18 protein-coding genes are annotated in these 17297 nt (G+C 50.5%); 1 reads left to right on the top strand and 17 read right to left on the bottom strand.

Going from position 1 to position 17297, the window contains the following annotated elements; genetic code table 11:
* Positions 1 to 2: 2 nt before the first annotated feature.
* The 15 genes from CIL02_RS04520 to CIL02_RS04590 all read right to left on the bottom strand — a co-directional run bounded on the left by CIL02_RS04520 (position 3) and on the right by CIL02_RS04590 (position 14468).
* A complete protein-coding gene (locus CIL02_RS04520; protein ID WP_005816265.1) occupies positions 3 to 608 on the bottom strand; it encodes a hypothetical protein in 606 nt (201 codons plus the stop codon).
* Between the two features lie 72 nt (positions 609 to 680).
* On the bottom strand, positions 681 to 863 hold the full coding sequence (locus tag CIL02_RS04525) for a hypothetical protein (RefSeq protein WP_005816263.1): 183 nt from the start codon (positions 861 to 863) through the stop codon (positions 681 to 683).
* On the bottom strand, positions 860 to 2416 hold the full coding sequence (locus CIL02_RS04530; RefSeq protein ID WP_005816260.1) for a glucosaminidase domain-containing protein: 1557 nt from the start codon (positions 2414 to 2416) through the stop codon (positions 860 to 862). The genes CIL02_RS04525 and CIL02_RS04530 overlap by 4 nt, the downstream gene beginning before the upstream one ends.
* A 4-nt stretch (positions 2417 to 2420) precedes the next feature.
* Positions 2421 to 4877, bottom strand: coding sequence for a zincin-like metallopeptidase domain-containing protein (locus tag CIL02_RS04535; RefSeq protein WP_005816257.1), 2457 nt, complete (start codon positions 4875 to 4877; stop codon positions 2421 to 2423).
* A gap of 82 nt (positions 4878 to 4959) precedes the next feature.
* A complete protein-coding gene (locus CIL02_RS04540) occupies positions 4960 to 6759 on the bottom strand; it encodes a hypothetical protein (RefSeq protein ID WP_005816255.1) in 1800 nt (599 codons plus the stop codon).
* A 9-nt stretch (positions 6760 to 6768) separates the two neighbouring features.
* Positions 6769 to 7041, bottom strand: a complete 273-nt coding sequence (locus tag CIL02_RS04545) for a hypothetical protein (RefSeq protein ID WP_007897422.1) — start codon at positions 7039 to 7041, stop codon at positions 6769 to 6771.
* 32 nt (positions 7042 to 7073) lie between these two features.
* On the bottom strand, positions 7074 to 7895 hold the full coding sequence (locus CIL02_RS04550) for a M23 family metallopeptidase (protein ID WP_005816253.1): 822 nt from the start codon (positions 7893 to 7895) through the stop codon (positions 7074 to 7076).
* Between the two features lie 15 nt (positions 7896 to 7910).
* Positions 7911 to 8573: a hypothetical protein gene (locus CIL02_RS04555; RefSeq protein WP_005816251.1), complete on the bottom strand. Its 663-nt coding sequence runs from the start codon at positions 8571 to 8573 to the stop codon at positions 7911 to 7913.
* A 93-nt stretch (positions 8574 to 8666) separates the two neighbouring features.
* Positions 8667 to 9350, bottom strand: coding sequence for a hypothetical protein (locus CIL02_RS04560; protein ID WP_005816248.1), 684 nt, complete (start codon positions 9348 to 9350; stop codon positions 8667 to 8669).
* A gap of 17 nt (positions 9351 to 9367) precedes the next feature.
* Positions 9368 to 10069 (bottom strand): hypothetical protein, encoded by a 702-nt coding sequence (locus CIL02_RS04565; RefSeq protein ID WP_005816246.1) that lies wholly within the window; start codon positions 10067 to 10069, stop codon positions 9368 to 9370.
* Positions 10050 to 10535 (bottom strand): PH domain-containing protein, encoded by a 486-nt coding sequence (locus tag CIL02_RS04570; protein WP_005816244.1) that lies wholly within the window; start codon positions 10533 to 10535, stop codon positions 10050 to 10052. Before CIL02_RS04570 ends, CIL02_RS04565 begins: the two co-directional genes overlap by 20 nt.
* The gene (locus CIL02_RS04575; protein ID WP_094399406.1) at positions 10532 to 11689 is read right to left on the bottom strand and encodes a toprim domain-containing protein; all 1158 of its coding nucleotides are present in this window, start codon (positions 11687 to 11689) and stop codon (positions 10532 to 10534) included. Before CIL02_RS04575 ends, CIL02_RS04570 begins: the two co-directional genes overlap by 4 nt.
* 153 nt (positions 11690 to 11842) lie before the next feature.
* Positions 11843 to 13435, bottom strand: a complete 1593-nt coding sequence (locus tag CIL02_RS04580; protein ID WP_094399408.1) for a hypothetical protein — start codon at positions 13433 to 13435, stop codon at positions 11843 to 11845.
* A 23-nt stretch (positions 13436 to 13458) separates the two neighbouring features.
* On the bottom strand, positions 13459 to 13683 hold the full coding sequence (locus CIL02_RS04585) for a hypothetical protein (RefSeq protein ID WP_094399410.1): 225 nt from the start codon (positions 13681 to 13683) through the stop codon (positions 13459 to 13461).
* Positions 13684 to 13706: 23 nt separating this feature from the next.
* Positions 13707 to 14468 (bottom strand): DUF4099 domain-containing protein, encoded by a 762-nt coding sequence (locus CIL02_RS04590; RefSeq protein WP_094399412.1) that lies wholly within the window; start codon positions 14466 to 14468, stop codon positions 13707 to 13709.
* 220 nt (positions 14469 to 14688) lie between these two features.
* Between CIL02_RS04590 and CIL02_RS04595 the strand changes: the two genes are divergently transcribed.
* Positions 14689 to 15354, top strand: coding sequence for a M23 family metallopeptidase (locus CIL02_RS04595; protein ID WP_094399414.1), 666 nt, complete (start codon positions 14689 to 14691; stop codon positions 15352 to 15354).
* Here CIL02_RS04595 and CIL02_RS04600 read toward each other — a convergent pair.
* Together CIL02_RS04600 and CIL02_RS04605 are read right to left on the bottom strand one after the other, a co-directional pair.
* Entirely contained in the window at positions 15351 to 16556 is a 1206-nt protein-coding gene (locus CIL02_RS04600; protein WP_240513520.1) for a WG repeat-containing protein, read from the bottom strand. The genes CIL02_RS04595 and CIL02_RS04600 overlap by 4 nt on opposite strands.
* Positions 16553 to 17278: a hypothetical protein gene (locus CIL02_RS04605; protein WP_094399416.1), complete on the bottom strand. Its 726-nt coding sequence runs from the start codon at positions 17276 to 17278 to the stop codon at positions 16553 to 16555. The genes CIL02_RS04600 and CIL02_RS04605 overlap by 4 nt, the downstream gene beginning before the upstream one ends.
* Positions 17279 to 17297: the final 19 nt, after the last annotated feature.

Genomic DNA, 17297 nt, shown 5'->3' on the forward strand with positions numbered 1-17297 from the left:
AATTAACCATTATAGGGCTGCGGAACATATTCGCTCATTTCAGACACTCGGCAGGAGAAGTCCAGTTTGTCATTGAAGACACTGACAGACAATGCCCCTTTGATGTTCGCTTTCACGCCTGGTTGCAGCCATGCCTCGCATTTGCCATCGAATAGGAAGAAACTTACCCAGATGTATTCAAATCCGTCCTGTACTTTCTCTGCGCTGAAAGCGGAGAACTGGCAGTACGGCACACCATTCTTGTCCGTCTTGTCCTCAATGCTCTTGCCCACCTTGCCGCGGAACTCCATCACGCCCTTGATGCAGTCCTCTGCCTCGTCAGGCTGGTGGCTGATGCTGCTTGCCGACAGGTTGAAATAAAGGACATCGCCCCATTTTCTTGGTACCAATACACCGGCTACCTCAATGCGTTCGCCGATGTTGCAGCTGCCCACCTCCGTCAGTGTCCCATCTTTGATGACCGACACCTCGATGGTCTTGTTAATCCCGCTCTTCGCTGGAATGACTACGTTCATGGCAAAGCTCACGAATGCCTTGCCCTCCTTGTTCGTGCGGCAGGTCGCAGCCTTGCTGACCGTTCCGCACACTGTTACATTACATTTGATCATTGCTCGATACTATTTGAATTATACATATCCATCGTCCAAGTGAAATGTCTTAGCAATGACAATAATCTCTTTTCAATCATCATATACTAGCGCACGTATCAGTTCATAGACTATCCACGCTGCTATGATAAGTTGGAAGCCGAGATAGATGATGGCCACGGTCTGACCGAAAAGCCATTGGGTAAGCATGAAGTGTCCTGCCACAGCTACCATACCCACCAGCAATGTACACAGATGACTTGCTATCCTTTTCATTTCCTTTGCAGATTTTGTTGTTGACTCTCAGCCTCCATCCCTTGCTCGAAGTTCTGCGAAGCCTGCTGTGTCGCCACGATGCCTGTCACCATTCCCGCAATCTTCGTCCGTTTGCTTTCTTCCGACAGATTGGCATTGCCCAAAATGAGCGACAGGCGGTTCATCTCCGAGGAGGTCAGTTCACGGTCAATCTTCACCGTACCGCTCTCTGCATGAAGCACAGTCTTGCCGTTCTCACCCACAGTAATGGTGCATTGCCTCATGCCTGGAACAAGCGAGGTCAAATCTACGAGCCGGTTGGCTGCCATGGCAGAGATAAGTCCTTTTTGTCGTTCCTCATCATTGCTGTCAATCTGCGCTGCCAACATCATCAGCGACATGAAGGTGGTCATCGCCATGTCGAGTATAGGGTCATTCGTTCCCGAAATGCCCACGCCGCTGTCCTCCGAGGAAAGGATTTTCTTCATCCAGTCCTCCGACGAAACCTTCTGCTCCTGTGGCGCATTGCTCTTGTATTTTGCCAACAGGTCATTGCCGTTATGCAGGGCCTGTAGCTTGATGTTGCCTTTCTGTCCGATTTCTGCCAGATAAGCGGCTGGATCCATATCCCTTTTTGAGCCGTCAGCCGATACACTCTTCACTCCGAAATGCAGATGCTCGCCAGTGGTTCTGGTGCCGGTATTTCCCGACACCCCCAACTTCTGACTGGCATTAACCACGTCACCTACCTTTACTGCTATGTCAGACAGATGCAGGTAGGAGCATTGCACCTTGCTGCCATCCTCACGGCTGTATTCCACGGTGACGGATTTCCCTCCTGCCGTGTTCGCATTATGGTTCACCGCCACCACCTTGCCGCCGTTCTCCGTGGCCAACACCGCCTCATGGTTCGTCTTGATGTCAATGCCCTTGTGCATCTGCTGCTTGGTGGCATCCATCGGATCCTGGCGATTGCCGAAAGGCGAGGTGATGAAGAGAAACTCCTCTCGCTCCACAGGAAAGGAATACCCGGCAGACTGCGGTACATGGGCAGCAGGCATTTCTCTACGAGGATTATTCTCCACCCCGAACGACCGACCTTCTGCCCGCATCTCAGCCATCACCTCACTGTCATACTTGTCCAGTCCGTTGGCTTCAATGATGCGCTGCAGACTTGCAGCATAACCGCCGCCCGTGGCATAGCCGGCACGCTCAATGCCCTTCGTCCATCCCTTGTAGTCGTCAGGCGACAGCGTGAAGCACTGCGCATAACGCTTGTTCTGCTTCAGGAACTGCGAGTGATGCTCATAACTGTCACCCACGCTTTTGTACTTACAGAATTTCTCGTTGGGCCTATCATCCGTATAGACTCCATACTCTCCGCCATTCTTCAACCACGATGCCGTAGCCTTGATGCCAAAGTGGTTGTTGCATTCGCGCGACAGTTGGCTCTGTCCGTTGCTGCTCTCCAGTATGGCTTGCGCCAAGATGACGGAGGCAGGAATCCCATACATCCGCATCTGTTCTTTGGCTTCCTCCGCATATTGTGCGGCATACGCTGCGTTCTTTCCCATAAGCCTATCTCCTTAGACTGGTGTGTTGTTCTGTTTCTTGACTTTCCTGTGCCATCTGCTTTCCTGTCTCTTTTCCAGGTGACACCATCTCCGTAATTCCACGCTTCGATGATGTTGTCTGCTTCGGCATTTCCAACTGGTCACAGATGGCCACCCGTTCACCAGCACGAATGAGCTTCGGCAGATAGGTGTCGAGGGCATGATATGGGAATCCTGCCATTGCCAACGGCTTGCCTTCATCATCCTTGCGCCCATTGCTCTTTGTCAGCGTAATACCCAATATTTTGGATGCCTTCACCGCATCATCCTTGTAGGTCTCATAGAAGTCACCGCAGCGAAACAAAAGAATGGCATCAGGATGCTTCTTCTTCAAGTCAAGATATTGTTGGACAAGGGGAGAGACAGCAGCCTTGACAGCCTTTTCATCCTTCTTTTCTTCTTTCTTTTCCTCTTGTTTCTTCTCTTCCCTTTGTTCAGAGCTTTTATCTTCCTTAAGTACCACTTCCTTCTGTTCATCATGCTTATCGACAATTGCCGTCTCCGCTTGCTTCACCTCCGTCGCTTCTTCCTGCTTCTCTTGTGTACTTTGCTCGACATTGTTGTCTTTCTGCAATACATCAGCAAACAGCGAGGCGGCAAGGTTCTGCTTGTAGGAATCCCTGTCAGGAGCCACCCACAATCGTTGCCATTGTGACGGACTGACACTTCTCGGCTGCAACTTCTTGCCGTCAATAGTGGCTGCACACAGGCATTCGCCCGATTTGGCACGGAATACTGCCACACGCTGGATGCGGTTCAAATCAACCTCCTGCTCATTACCTCCGAAGATGTCCACCTTCAGGTCGGGTTTCGCCTCTGCCATAGCATAATACTTCTGTGCCAGTTCCTCACGCACACGCTCGATGTTGTCCATCGACTGCTTCAAGGTGGTGAAGAAATGATTGAGGTCTCCTTTGTCGGGATAGACGGCAAAGCCCTCCTTACCTTCGGGCTTGATGTACAATGCCCACCGCTCCTTGTCATCCTTTACCAACTGCACATTGTCGAAACCGATGTCACGGCTGTGGGTTACGGCCTCAGAAGCATCCAACGAGGATAGGTCTTCGATAGACCAGTTGCGCAGTCTTGATACCGTGATTTTCTTGTCGGCGAAATAACTGTCGTCGGGACGGAAGCCCAAGGCTCCGTCGGGATTGTAGAAACGCACGTTGTCATAACCCTCTTTCTGCAAGGCATTGGTGAAGCGTTGCTTGTTCATGCCCTTGATCTCGTTGTTCACCTCCAACGATGCACCCTGTGGCAGCACCACATCGGCGGTCTTGCTGGCATCATCACGCACGATGACCACAGTACGCTGCTCCTCGTTGGGATGCTGCTTGATTTCGTCTGCTACGAAGTAGTGGTTGGGCAACTGCACCTGTATCTGCGCCGTCTCTCGCTGATGCTGGTCGGTGGCATACTCCACCTTTTCACCCAGTTCGGCTTTCTTCAACACCTTCAGCGCACCGTTCACCTCACTCTCGATGGCATCAATCAGACAAGGGTCTTCCTTCAGTTCCCTCGTCCAATAGTCCACCATGCTAAGGCTGTCCTTTGACAGACGGGCAGGCAGTCCCAGTTCGAGCATCTTCACGCCCGAAGCTATCTCAGTGATGAGTCGTTCCTTCTTCACGGCATCCTCCGACGGGGCTTTGCCGTTCTTCATGACCATGCCCTCACGTGCCAACCGCTGCTGATGACCGGTGGCAGACACCAACTGACGCATCATCTCCTGTACATAGTCATTGTAGTGCTCGAAGTCACGCTGCCGTGGCAGGTAGATGACATCCTTCTCGGTGTCGTAGTGCGCCACACCCGTGCCGTCCTGACGTACATTCACGAGGTTGTCCTTCATCTTCTGAAGGAATCCGTTGACGCACCCATGCAGCTGCTTGTCCTCCTTGTCGCCATAACCTCTATCCTCCACCGTGCCATCCTTCTTCAATGCCGTAGTGTAGGCTGTTTCGTTAGCCATAGGCAGTAGCGTCTGGTCGATATTGAACAGCACACGGATCTCACGGTTTTTCACTCCCTTGTACTGCTGTTTGTCCTGTTCCGACAGTTCTGCGTATGCCTCCTTGGTGATGACATCGTCGGGATTGTTGCGGTTGACGTACTTATTCCAATTGTAATACAGGAACGGCACACCTTTCTCATGCTCCCTCACGCTCTCACCCCGTGCCTTCGCTTCGGAGAACTGCGTAAACAGATTGCTCTTGCAACCCTTGGCATCGGAGTCAAGGGCAAGGACAAGGGCATTGAACGGACTGACCGAAAAGCCCTTGGGATAGAGCTTCGGATAGAGTTTGCCGCTTGCATTCAACCAATGTCCCTTGGCATCCACCGCACTCGTCAGTGCCTCAGTGAGCAGCGACACCTGCTTCTCCGCCGTCCGCTTCTCAAATTCTGATTTCTCTTTCATGCTTTTATCTTTTTGTTTATCTCAATCACATTCTATAATTGGCTTACCAAGCCACCGTTCCCGACAATTTTGTTGTCGGGCTTCACTGTATTCCCCTCGGTCGCACCACGCTCTCCCGTGCCTGCTCTTCGTACTGCATTGCTGCCATCTGTCGCATCTGGTCGTTCTTGGCAAGTATGGCGTTAGCCAATGTATTCAGCGGCAATGCCCCCGACTGATGCGCCCCAATCACACTGTCAGGCAGTTGAATGGTACAAGGCACATGGTCAATGTTGGCAACGAGACACCGCCCTTGCAGCATCGGGTTGCTGATACGAGGATTGAGTGGTTCATCAGGATATTGGCGGTACTGAATGCGAGATGCAGCAGGACTAACTGTAGGTGCAATGCCTTCCTGCTGTTTCCTGCCCAGCACCTCATGTCCCGCTTTGTTGAGCAGATTGGCACCTCCCATACCCATCAACAGCATCTTCAGTATAGGATTCTTCACGAACATTCCAGCCACGATAGAGGCCAAAGGAAGGAGGCTATTGTCCATATTCAGCGATTTTGTCTTGCCAGTGAACAGTCCCACCAGTACATCGGGCAGCATCGCCAACACATAACCAAGGTTCTTGCCGATGTCTGAAAAGCCGTTCAGTCCAAAACTCTGCAACAGCCCGTCCCATCCATTTTCGTTTGTTTGTAAGGCTGTTTCCTCCTGCTGGACTACAGATGGTGTTGCCTCTTCAGTCGATGAATCAGGAGTTTCTTTCGGTTCTGCCTTCTTCTCCTTCTCAGCCTCTGCATCCAGTCTCGCCTTAACCTCCAGATACTCGTCTTCCTGTCCAGGCGCAACTATCAAGGGCACATCCTTGTACTTGCCTGTACGTTTGGTTGCTTCGTTTCTCTGAGGGTCAAGGAACGTACCTTTGTTCCAAGGAAAAGAGGTCTGCTCGGTTTGTTTCGTCCAATCCATAAAAGTGATATTGCTCGTGGGAATCTTGTTCTTGAAATGGCTGTTGGTAGCCTTGATATAGCTGTTCTCGTGGTTCTTGATGACTTTTGCCTGTTTGCGGAATGAGGCGAAGACGTTGGTGCCCGTACCGAAAACTCCCTTGCTGATACACTCCTCGACACAGACCTCTTGGCTGCTACCTTTCTTGCTTAGGTGCTCCATGCCGACATTCATCACCATATCGATACCGACAAACTTGGCGAAGGTTGCCCATGAGCCAATCCCTCCCATGGCCACGACATCGGCACCCGCTCCGGCTGCCCATCCCGCTGCCTTCTCTGTTCGAGAGGGCTTATAGGCTGCCTCTCCTTTGGCTTCTATCTCTGCGGCAAGGGGTGACTTGTTCAGTTCGTAGGGCAGACCGAACAGACTGCTTTGTGCCGCCTTGCGGATGATATAGTCGGCAGAAGATGTTGGCATACGGTCTTTCACCATTTTTTCTATCATCAGCTGCTCCATGCGGTGATCGATATAGGCGTATGCCAAATCACAACCGAGTTGTTTAGAGAGTGCATCGTACCGCTCTCGTCCTATCTCCGTCACCACCGCCTTGCGCCATTCCTCAGCCATCACGGCAAGGTCACGCTGCATATCCTTGTTGCCGACAATAGCCTCCTTGCACATCGCCAGATAGTCTTCGGTGGTCTTGCTGTTCCACTTGCCTGTAATCTTCAGCGTGGCGTATGGGTCATCACCAGGCATATTGGCAGTGGCCAATGAGCGTAGGATGCCAGCCGTACTGTTGGAGTAGGCTCGCATCTCGTCTGCCTGTCTGTTGGACAAGTCCCGTTGCACCCTGCCCATCACGGGGGCAAGGTGACACCCGAAGTAGTCGCCCATCAGACGCTCTATCTCTGCGAATCGCTGACTGTTCTTAACTGCCATATACCTTGTTTATATATTATACTGCTGTAATATCTGTTCCTTTGTCTGCTCGATGGCATTGTGATATATCTCCATCTGCTTAGGATAGTGTTCCTCCAACCATGCGTCCTTGTCCACTTGGCAGTGGATGAACTGCACGGCCATACGTTCCTCAATCTCCACGGAGGGTTCCCCCTCTTCCTTACCATTGAACCATGCCTTTGTCCACCATCTCACGCCAGCCCGGTCGGGATAGACGCTCACTATCCTCGGAATGTCGAAGCTCTGGATATCCACGTCCAAGTCGGCAAGAGGGTCGATGATGCCGTCATGCGTCAGGGCTTGCTCTTGGAGTTTTTTTTTAACACCTCGTCCATCGTGGAGAGATATACCTGATGTCGCATGGCAAGATAGTTGAGAAAGTCGGCAATGAGCAGGTTCTGCACCTTAGTCGCCAAAGGCATACAGCGGTTGCCGATGCCCAAGGGATTAGCCATGCTCGGCATGGTCTCGTAGAAATAATGCTTGCTCGCTCCCAACGAGAAGATGTTTCTCAACGACTGCTCCGTATGTTCGGGCAGAGAGTATGCTCCTTGTTGAAGGTCCTCGAAGTAGGAGGGAAGGAAGCGGAGCATCAATGCCTCTATCTCCTGACGGTCGGTGTCGTAGGGTGAAGGGATGTTCATGTCCAGTTCATTGATGCCCATTTGGGAATTGTGCTCCAATGCCTTGATATTGCCGTAGAGCATGGTGAGGAACTCCAACGGATTGATTTCCTCTCCGTCAAACCTCACCTCCATGTGCAGCAGGTCGCCACTGATGGCGATGGTCTGACCGGCCTTGACGCTTTGGGAGAAGTTGGCGAAGACATTGGAGAGATGCCTGTAAGTCACTTCGTATTTGCCGTAGCGGATGGTCTGGTAGATGCCATGCTCCGCGTCCGACCCAATGGCAGAGACGGTTCCCGTTGCCACCGCCGACAGCAGGTAATGGTTCACTGAGAAGTCTATGCCGTGATGGAAGAATGTTTCTCCCGTCACGGGATTTTTCTGCTCTCCGTAACCCAAGGACATCTGCACGTCCTGCTTTATAGGCTCCTCAAACGGCATACAGTAGCCGCTCGATGAGCGCAGTATCATTTCTTCTGTATATCTCATATCACTGTATATTGGTTATCGTTTCATCCCTCTGCTTTGGGTCTCTGCTTCTTTCATGTTCTGCCCATGTGAAGACGTACCGCCTCTGTTAGGCAGAGTTTGCGCCACCTTAGAATTGTTCCCGATGATCATCGCTCCAAGCAGGGCACCCGCAATCTTGCTCATCCAACCAAAGCGTCCGAATACCATGAAGGCGGCAGCCACCAGTCCGACGATGCTCATACCCGACACGTTGCCCTTGCCGATATTGCCAAAGAGATTGCCTATCATGTCGCATCCTACGCCTCCGAACATATTCCTAAAGAAATCACTGATGCCGCTGAACTGGGTGTCCATCTTTCCGGCTACAGTGTTCACCGCATCAACGGCTTCACCAGCCTTGCCCGTCAGACGTTGCACATCGTTGGCGGTTTGTGCCACCGCTTCCGTGGCATTCTCGCCGATGACAGCATCACCTACGATGCGTGCCACGCTCTTGTCTGTGGTCAGCTTCTCCCATGTCACATAGCCTGCGGCACTACCCACTGCGGCCGTCTGCATAGCCTTGCCGGCTCCCATAAGGGTGCGTTGCGGGTGGAGTGCCGCACTGCCTAAGGTCTTTCCAGTTACTCCGATGACATGGCCAGTACCTCGTGCCGCCTTGCCACCATATTTCAATAATGAACTCCAAAATCCCATATCTTATCGTTTTTTAATCACGGTTTGACTTCGTCTTCTTCTGTCACGACTCGGCATAGCTCGAACAAGTTCGGCTCTGCTCTCGCTGCTCCATCAGTTTACGTTCTTGCCCACCTGCTTCCACCGCCTCTTGGCAGCCGCTGCTATCTCGGCTTTGTTCGCTTTGGTGGGTCTTGCCCCTTCGTCTATCTCCATCCAAACATCGCCCATGGTGGTGTATTTCACCGCCCTCGTCAGTCGCTTCAACTGCTTGTTCATCTTCTTCAGTTTGGGTCGGATGCCGAAGACTATCTCCACACGCTCCTTCTCGGTCATCTTGTTGCCCGACAGGCATACCGTGCGTATGTCATTAACTATCTCGATGCTGTTCATAATCAGCTCGCGGTATATCTTGTTGCGCTTGGCTGACAGGGCTACGGCAAGTCCGTTGGCAGGATGGGCATCCAACTGCGCCACCAATCCACCCATATTGTCCACCAACTGACCTATCTCGTGATAGAAACCATATATCTGTGCGGCATAGCTGACGATGGAACGGAAGGAGTCCAGATAGTTGTTGAACTCCCGCTGCAGGTCGGTAGTGGCTTCCACTTCCTCCTTGGTCCAGATATGGCCGGTGGATTGTAGCAGCATCACTTTCTCCTGATTCTTCAGTTCTTTCTCCGCCTTGTTGGTGTACATCAGAATCATCCCCGCAAGAGTCGGGTCGTTCTGCGCCCGCACTCCTGCAAAAGATGATATAAACATAAAAATGGCAATTGATATGAAATACTTCATGACTGATTCCTTTATCGTTAATCACTGATGGTCATACGTCCTGCTCTGCGCCATCTGCTAAGGGCTTGGGTGGCTATCTCTCCATTGCTTCGGTCTATCATCCCTGCCGTCACGCCGTTCCACACATCGGTCATGGTGTAATATCGTATAGACAGATAAAGACGATGCAGCTTCTTGCTGAAGGCACTCAGCTTGTCGTTCAGTGCCCACAGCGTCTTGCTCCTTTCCGCACCAGTCAGCATGTTCTCTTTGCCTCCTTTGGCGACTGCATCTTTCAGCAGTGTGAAGACGGACACCAATTCCGTGGCGGTCTCCATATACAGGTTGTTCATCGAGAGGGTGGCAACGATGCCTTGCGGATTATTGTTGATGGCCTTGCGCATCTTACACAAGGTGATGAATATCTTCACTCCATCGTCGTACAGATAGGTACAGGCTTTGAGGGAAGAGGCATAACCACTGGCGGTTTTCAGATAACTGTTGTACTTCTTCTCCCATTCGTGTATCTTGGTGAACTCTGCGGCGATGGTATTCTGCAACAGGGCAGTCTTGGTCTGACCTTTGATTTCCTTCTCTATCTCACCGTTGATGGCTTCGTTGCCCTCTGCTAATGCCATCCATTCCAAAGGGTTGGCAGTCACAATCTGTGCATGGGCTGACGGCACGCTCAGTACCAATGCCACGACAATGAACCAAATCTTATCTATTCGTAATCTCATATACGCCCTTTCTTCGTTTGTTCGTTTCTACTCTTGTTCGTATCACACTCACCACGTCATAGCTGTTGCTGATGCCGGTCATTTCCAGTTTCGGTGTCGTTCTATCCATCGACAACACGGTCACGCTTTTCAGTCCGCATAACTGTTGTATCAATGTCTGATGCTCGGCAAAGTCCACCACTCGGTACAACTCCATGTAGTTCACGCTCCGCTGAAACACTCCGTGCTCACAGATGAGTTGCTCGCTCCCGATATGGTAGCGGATACTCCTCAGATAGATGAATCGGTAGAGTAAACAGAGGGAGAACAGGAGGCTGAAGACAAGCAACAGGGTACTATATGCACAACCGGGCAATCCTCCGATTAGGAGCATTGCCACGCACAACAGCAACAGAGGCAGTTCGTTGATGAAAAACTGTCCGATGCTGGGGCACAAGGTGATGATGCTATTATCTTCTTGTCTCATACGCTTCTATGATATGTGTTCTTTTCTTCTTTTTCCCTTTGTTTCTCTGCCTTGCCGGCTGCGATAAACTCGGCATAGTCGAAGGTATCTGGTTCGCCCTTGGCAATCAGTTCTGCTGATTTCTTGTTGAGCAGCGCATCGTTCCAGTCCTTGTAGCAACCCAATGGATGATAGGCTTGCACATGCTCGTGACGGAAGCCCATCTCTGCTGCCACCTTCCTGAAGTTTGCAACAAACTGCCGCCCTGCATCGTCCTTGTCAAAACCCAAATAGTGCCGTGCGTTGGGAGTAACGGACAGAAGTCCTCGCATCTGTCCCTCGGTGGGTGTGCCGCCCGTAGATACATACACCATCTTTACAGGATTTATCTGATACTCTGCCATGGCATCGTAGGCACTCTCAAACCATACAATTTCGCTTGCTTTATCCAACGGCTCGCCCGTGAGGTTGGCAATCCACAGTCCTTCACTGCTGTTGCTTCCTTCTGCCTTGCCCTTGTAACCGCCGCTACCGTCCATCTTCGGTCGTCCTCGTTCCTCAAAGCCCACGGTCTTGTCGGGCTCTTGGGGCAGGACAAGCGGAAAAGCAAGATTGGCAAAGGTGAACCCATCCGTACGATGCTTGGTTGCCAAACAGAAATGCCGATGGAAGGCGTACTGAGTATAGAGGTCGATGCCACGATACTTGAAATAGGGATAATACTTCTTCTGCGTCTCCCTGTCTTGTGGATTGAACTTATGGAAGTCGTAATCATTCAGGTTGAATGGTTTGATGTTCTTCTTGGGCTCAGCAATCTTTGATGGTCTGTCCTCAATGGGTTGGTTGAGCAGTCGGTTACAGACGAGGTTGACAAGTCGGTCTGGTGACATACCTGCCTTGTTCTCAGAAAACATTTCGGGGTGCTCTTTGATGAACGAAATAACGTTATACACCTTCTGCTGCGGCGGTTGGAAGCAGCACTTTCCGTTCTGCGTGACAATGAACTTATCACCACGCACCCGTCTGCCTTCACTGTCAGTACGCACATATGAAGGATAACGCAAGCCATCCCTCTTATTCAGATGATACCCTGCGTCCACCAGCACTTCCTGTATGCTCAACCTATCCAGAAAGTCATCGTATGTCAACTCGTTCGTTTTCCCTTTTTCCGCCATATTATCTTCCTGTTTTGTTGTCCTTCATTGTCAATGTTGTCGTAGAAAGATCCACCGTTGGCTTCGCCTTCCTACGTCACGACTCGGCAGAATCCAAGCGAGCTGGCTTCTGCTCTCGCTGCTCCGTCGGTTCCCGAAAGTTTTGCTTTCGGGCTAATATCCTCGTCTAATCTCCGTGGCAACATGATTGGCTTCTGCCTCAAAGTATCTTGCAGCAATCTCCTGTGGCGAATCCACACCAGGCTTGAAGTAAGGACGTGGACCGCTATGATGCTCCGCATAAAGCTCCGGGGCAGGATGGTGATGATGGTTCATGTCATGCGCCACCTCAGCTGTAACGACTGCTCCTGCCGTCAATGCCGCCAGTATCTTCGTACCCAGTCCGGTATTGGCTTCGGGACGTGTCTTCATATCCACCTCATTGAACACCTTCGAGAATAGTTTCATGCGATGGTAGTCATCCACCGCCAAGAACTTGTCATAGTCCTTCTGCTTGATTTCATGCGTGATGGCTTCACCGTTGATGATGGCGGTCATGCGATACTTGTCTTCGCCTTTCTTATCTCCCTCTGTTGGAGGAACTTTCTCCACCGCGATGTCGCCGATTTCTACTTCACGCCCGTGCGCTCCCTCACGATACCAGCCTTTGTTCTCATTAAGCAAGGCAAGGTCTTCACCTCTCACCATGGCATCGCCTTGCAATACGTCCCGTCTGACAGTTTCTTCCTCTTCCAATGGAAGCAGCCGTTCCTCGTCTTGTTGTTGTCGCTGCAGTAAGTCTTGCTCCACTTCAGGATGCAGATGCAGGTCGATGCGCTCCTTGCTATTCAGTGTGTCCATCAGGATTCTGTCGGCAAAGTCGTCCTTGATGATGCCATTCAGCAGCTCCAAGCGTTGAACCACTGGTACTTCCTTGATGGAGTTGGAGGTAAGTTTCTTCAGTTCCTCTTCCGTCAGGTCATACACCATGTCGGCGTTTACACTGTTCGATTGGATGGTCAGCGTCTTCGCATTCTCATTAATGATGATGCCATGCGAAGTTAAGCATTCCTGCCACTTCTCATTGGTAAAATAGACAGGCGAGGTTATCAATTCCTTATATGGCTTGGCTGGTTCCGTGCTTCTCGGACGGCTGATCGAGGGTGTGATTACAGCCTCTAAATCCTTCAGCACATCCTGTTGCTGTGGGCTATAACTCTGTTGCTGCCCCTTATAGTAGAACCCGTAACCGCCGCTCTGTAACTCGCCCGGCTTCATCCTGCCGTCCCAACGTTCAGGAACAATCGGTGCTTCAGGAAAGAAAAGTCGTCCTCCAACTCTGCGAAGATGAAATCCTTCCTGACTGCGTGGTGTCCAACCTAAGAAGGGTGGTGGCATTCCGATGCGCCCCATCCGTCCATACTCGCCGATACCAACACGATAGCCGTGCAGCCCCATAGCCACACGTCCGTTGGCATTACGTGCATGGACGAAGTTCTTGGGCATATAGAAGTCGTTGCCCACAATACTCGTGAAGGTATTGTAGGCTAACTTGTTGGCATGATTCGTACCCCAGTCGGTCAGAGCCAACATCTGCTTCTCGGTGATGTTATAGGTGAGCAGCGGACTGTCGTGACCTTGCACCACAAGCTGATAGCCGCTGCCATTGCTCACCACATGTGCCTGCATACCATTGCGCATGAGCAGGTCACGCATCTCTGGTTGCAGGTCCATCTGTTGGGGATTCGTATTCTTTCTTATCGCCATACTTATTCTTCACTCTTCATTTATCAAGCTTCTCCGTTCTCTATCGCCTTTTCCAGTTCCTCATCCTTGTGATGTACAAACTGCTCCGCACTCTCTTCACAAATGCAGAGTCCGTTCTTCAGACAATAGCTTTCGTATTCTTCCTGCCATTCAGCAGAATGATGGTTGACATACTCCAACCAACCGTACTCGCCGCTTTGCATCTTCTCTACGAGCACATCCTCTGGATAATATTTGTTTGCTGCCATATACTTATTATATTATGTGTAGATTATTTGTGCATGGAAAAAGAGGCGCGGTTGCGTTCTCCATTCTTCTTCTGTTCATTCCATAATTCTTCTGTATATTCCTCTTCAGGCACATAGTCAAGATTTCCGTCATTGTCCATGACCCAACAGCCGTAACACCCAAAGGTGTACTTGTCCCACTCTCGCTTGGTGTTCTCCTTCCACTTCTGACTGTCGCCTTGATTAATCCTTATTCCGGTCTTGTCGTTCAGGTCAATACCCACCGTCACCTGTTCATCCTCCATGATGAGCGTGAGCGGCTCACCCTTCTGCATAACTGTCAGTTCTGCCGAACTCAGGTTCAGCTCATCCTTCAGCACTTCCAAGTTGCGCCCGATGACAGGCGTAGGCACGGACATCACCTGATTGGTCTCCGTGTCAATCTGCACAAAAGCCTTGCTGCTTCTGCCTTCCGCATCCTTCACGTCGGCAAGGATAGCCTTTCCAGCCTGCAAGTCCTCCTGCTGTTCCTGAGTAAAAGCCTCCAACGGTGACTTCTCCAACTGCGGATAGAACACCACATCCACCTTGCCGTCCTCCATACGGACTAACGCAAATCGGGTGCGGCTCTTCAACGTCTCGCCCTCATCATTAGTCACCTGAATGGGCAGCAACGGCGAACGTCGTCCCTGACCAATATCTTCCAATGCCCACAAGGGCAGGTCTTCAATCTTTTCCTGTGTGAGACCAAAACGAGCCAGTGTCTGATAAGGCACCTCGCTCTCTTCAAATCGTACTTGCTTCATACTTTATCTTTGAATTTAAAATTAAACTCATGCAAAGTTATATACCTATTCAGAGACAAGCAGAATTACATAAGATAATGCGTGCTATTTTTGACGATTATTATTATTTGAGTTTGATTTCTGCTCAAAAATCAAACTCGATTGCTATATTATGTTACAATCTTCTTGTCTTCCCTTTGTTCATTATGCCAGTCCAATAATTGCTTGTTAACTTTGCACCATGAAACGATTTCTACTCATCACAATAGCAGCAATATTCTGTTCATCAGCGACAGTATTCGCCCAGTTCAACACCGTCACGCAGACCAACGCACACCGCAAGGCTATGCCAAAAACGACGCAGTCCACAACACCCGAGCAACAGCCCCCGTGCTCGACGCATCAGCGGAGAGACTCTCTTACCTTTACCCAAATACAAACCCAAACGGAGCAGACCGACCGCCTCCTGGCACTTGTCAGTCCACTCCGTCACATATCTGTCACCAGCCCTTTCGGCTATCGCAGAGACCCATTCATTAAAAGAAAAACCACACACAACGGACTTGATTTGAAGGCAAACTACGAACCTGCATACGCCATGATGCACGGCGAAGTCATCAAGGTAGGCAAGGACAAACGTTCAGGCCTCTATGTCACCCTCCGTCACGGCGACTTCACCGTCAGCTATTGCCACCTCTCTCAGGCCCTCGTTACCCAAGGCTCCCATGTCCGTCCCGGCACCATCATCGCCCTGACAGGAAACAGTGGACGTAGCACTGGCCCACATCTTCATTTGACACTAAAAAAGGATGGCAAAAACATCAATCCTGCCATCCTGCTTAATCTCATTAAGCAAACATCTATGAGCAATATGTTTGCCGAGAACACTGCCAATCCTGAAACCTAATCAATCCTTTGACCTTTACCATTCAGTATCACACCATCTTCGCCATTGTCCTTACAAAGGTATATGTCATAACCTATTGCCTGGATGCTACAGTATGAAGGAGGTGTGATGACCTTGCCGTCTGCGCTCATCAGTCCATACCATCCGCTCTCTGCCTCATAGCGTCGGCATCTTGCCATCTTTTCAACCGGCAACGGCTCTATGTTCTCCGTCTCACTGGTGAGTGTGCCTTCCTCATTGTAATTCTTAGAGGTGGAGTAGCGTAACTCATCAGATTCGTAGGTCATATAACTTACGTCATTGATATAGAAGTCATTTATTATCTTACCGCTATGGTCATAACGTTGAATGATGTGGTTGCTGAGAGTAACACTGATATATTCGCTGCTTACCCAAATTTGACCTTTCGTGAACGGAATGACCGTATTCAGCGTGCTGTCCAATACGCTCTTGCCTTCTCCGTTATCAATAATCCAGAAGCTTTTGGAAGATTCGATGGAGAAATAATCAGGCTTCAACACCCACTTGCCCTGCTTGTCCAGCAGTCCGAAACGGTCACGGCGTTCATTGTGTACAATACAGCGGTTGTTGTGGAACACATAACCCTCTGCTCCCGGTATATAAGGAATCTGTGGGTCTATCACCACCTTACCCGATGCATCAATAAACTTGATCCACCCTCCGTCATCCACCGAAGCCAGTCCGTCGGAAAATATCCAGGCATGATCGTACTTCGGCTCAATGACAGATTTGCCGGTGAACATATTGAAATATCCGCGCTTCTTGCCGTCACTATAGCAAATAAGTGAGTCCATGCCCAGTGGCTTTGCTATCCACCTGATTCCCGTAATGGTCTTCTTGCCGTCAGCAGTCTTCAGGAAACCGTCTTCATCGTAGTAGGTGTAATAGGTGACATTGCGGGAGATGTACTGCGTGTCGTAATACGAGTCATCAAAATGCTTGTTTACCTCCAACCGATAGCATGCAGTACGACAGAAATCCCAACCTGCGGCTATGGCAAGCAACAGCATCAGAAAGGCAAAACAGCTACCTACCGTGCGACGGAGAATCTTGCCATACTTGGAGTCATCCCTCATGCCCAATATTACCGTAAACCAGTTGGCGATGCCGGCAAGGAGAGCGGTTAACCCATGCCAGAACAGGACGAAAGCTCTTTTCATTGATGTTATCTTTGTTCTCATTTTCCTTCCTCCTCATCAAAAGCTTCGTCTGCCATACTGGTATATAGATTGTGCCGCTCCTCTGCCGACATGGGTGCAGCGCATCCGTCAGCCTCCTGCATCTTCATGCACGAGAGACGTGAGTAGAAATTCATGCGCGTACTGGTGTCCTTGTCCATCGAGGCACGTGTGCCCTCGTGGCTATAGGCAAAGTTGCGTGAGTTGCGTATGGAGAGGTTCATCGCCACCTCCACGGAATCCTGGTTTGCACCCATATAGGTGAATGTCCATCCCTCACCACGCAGACGCTCCACAAGTTCCTTGATGGTCTTGCCGTTGTACTCGTGCGAGGCATTCTCCATGCCGTCGGTGATGATGGTCACAACCACCACGCTGTCCTCAATCTCCTTGACATGCTTGCGCATAGCGGTGAGCGTAATGCCCATGGCATCATACAACGGTGTGGTGCAGCAGGGCTGGAAATCCTCCATCTTCAGCGGATGGGCATCCGCCACAGGCGTTTTGTCAAACACGTGCTTCGTCTCACAGCTACAGAATGTGACCAATGTCACAAAATGGTCTTGTGTCTCTTCAAACTTCTCCTGAGCCTTCTTGATACCTGCCAAGGTCTCGTTGAAACCTTCCACGGCAGCCTGACGAATACATTCCATCGAACCGCTACGGTCGAGGATAATCACATTGAAGACTTTAGTCTTTGTGATATTCATTTCTTTCTGTTCCATAATTATTATTGAATTGGTT

This window comes from Prevotella sp. P3-122 (assembly GCF_002251365.1).
Classification (GTDB): Bacteria; Bacteroidota; Bacteroidia; order Bacteroidales; family Bacteroidaceae; genus Prevotella.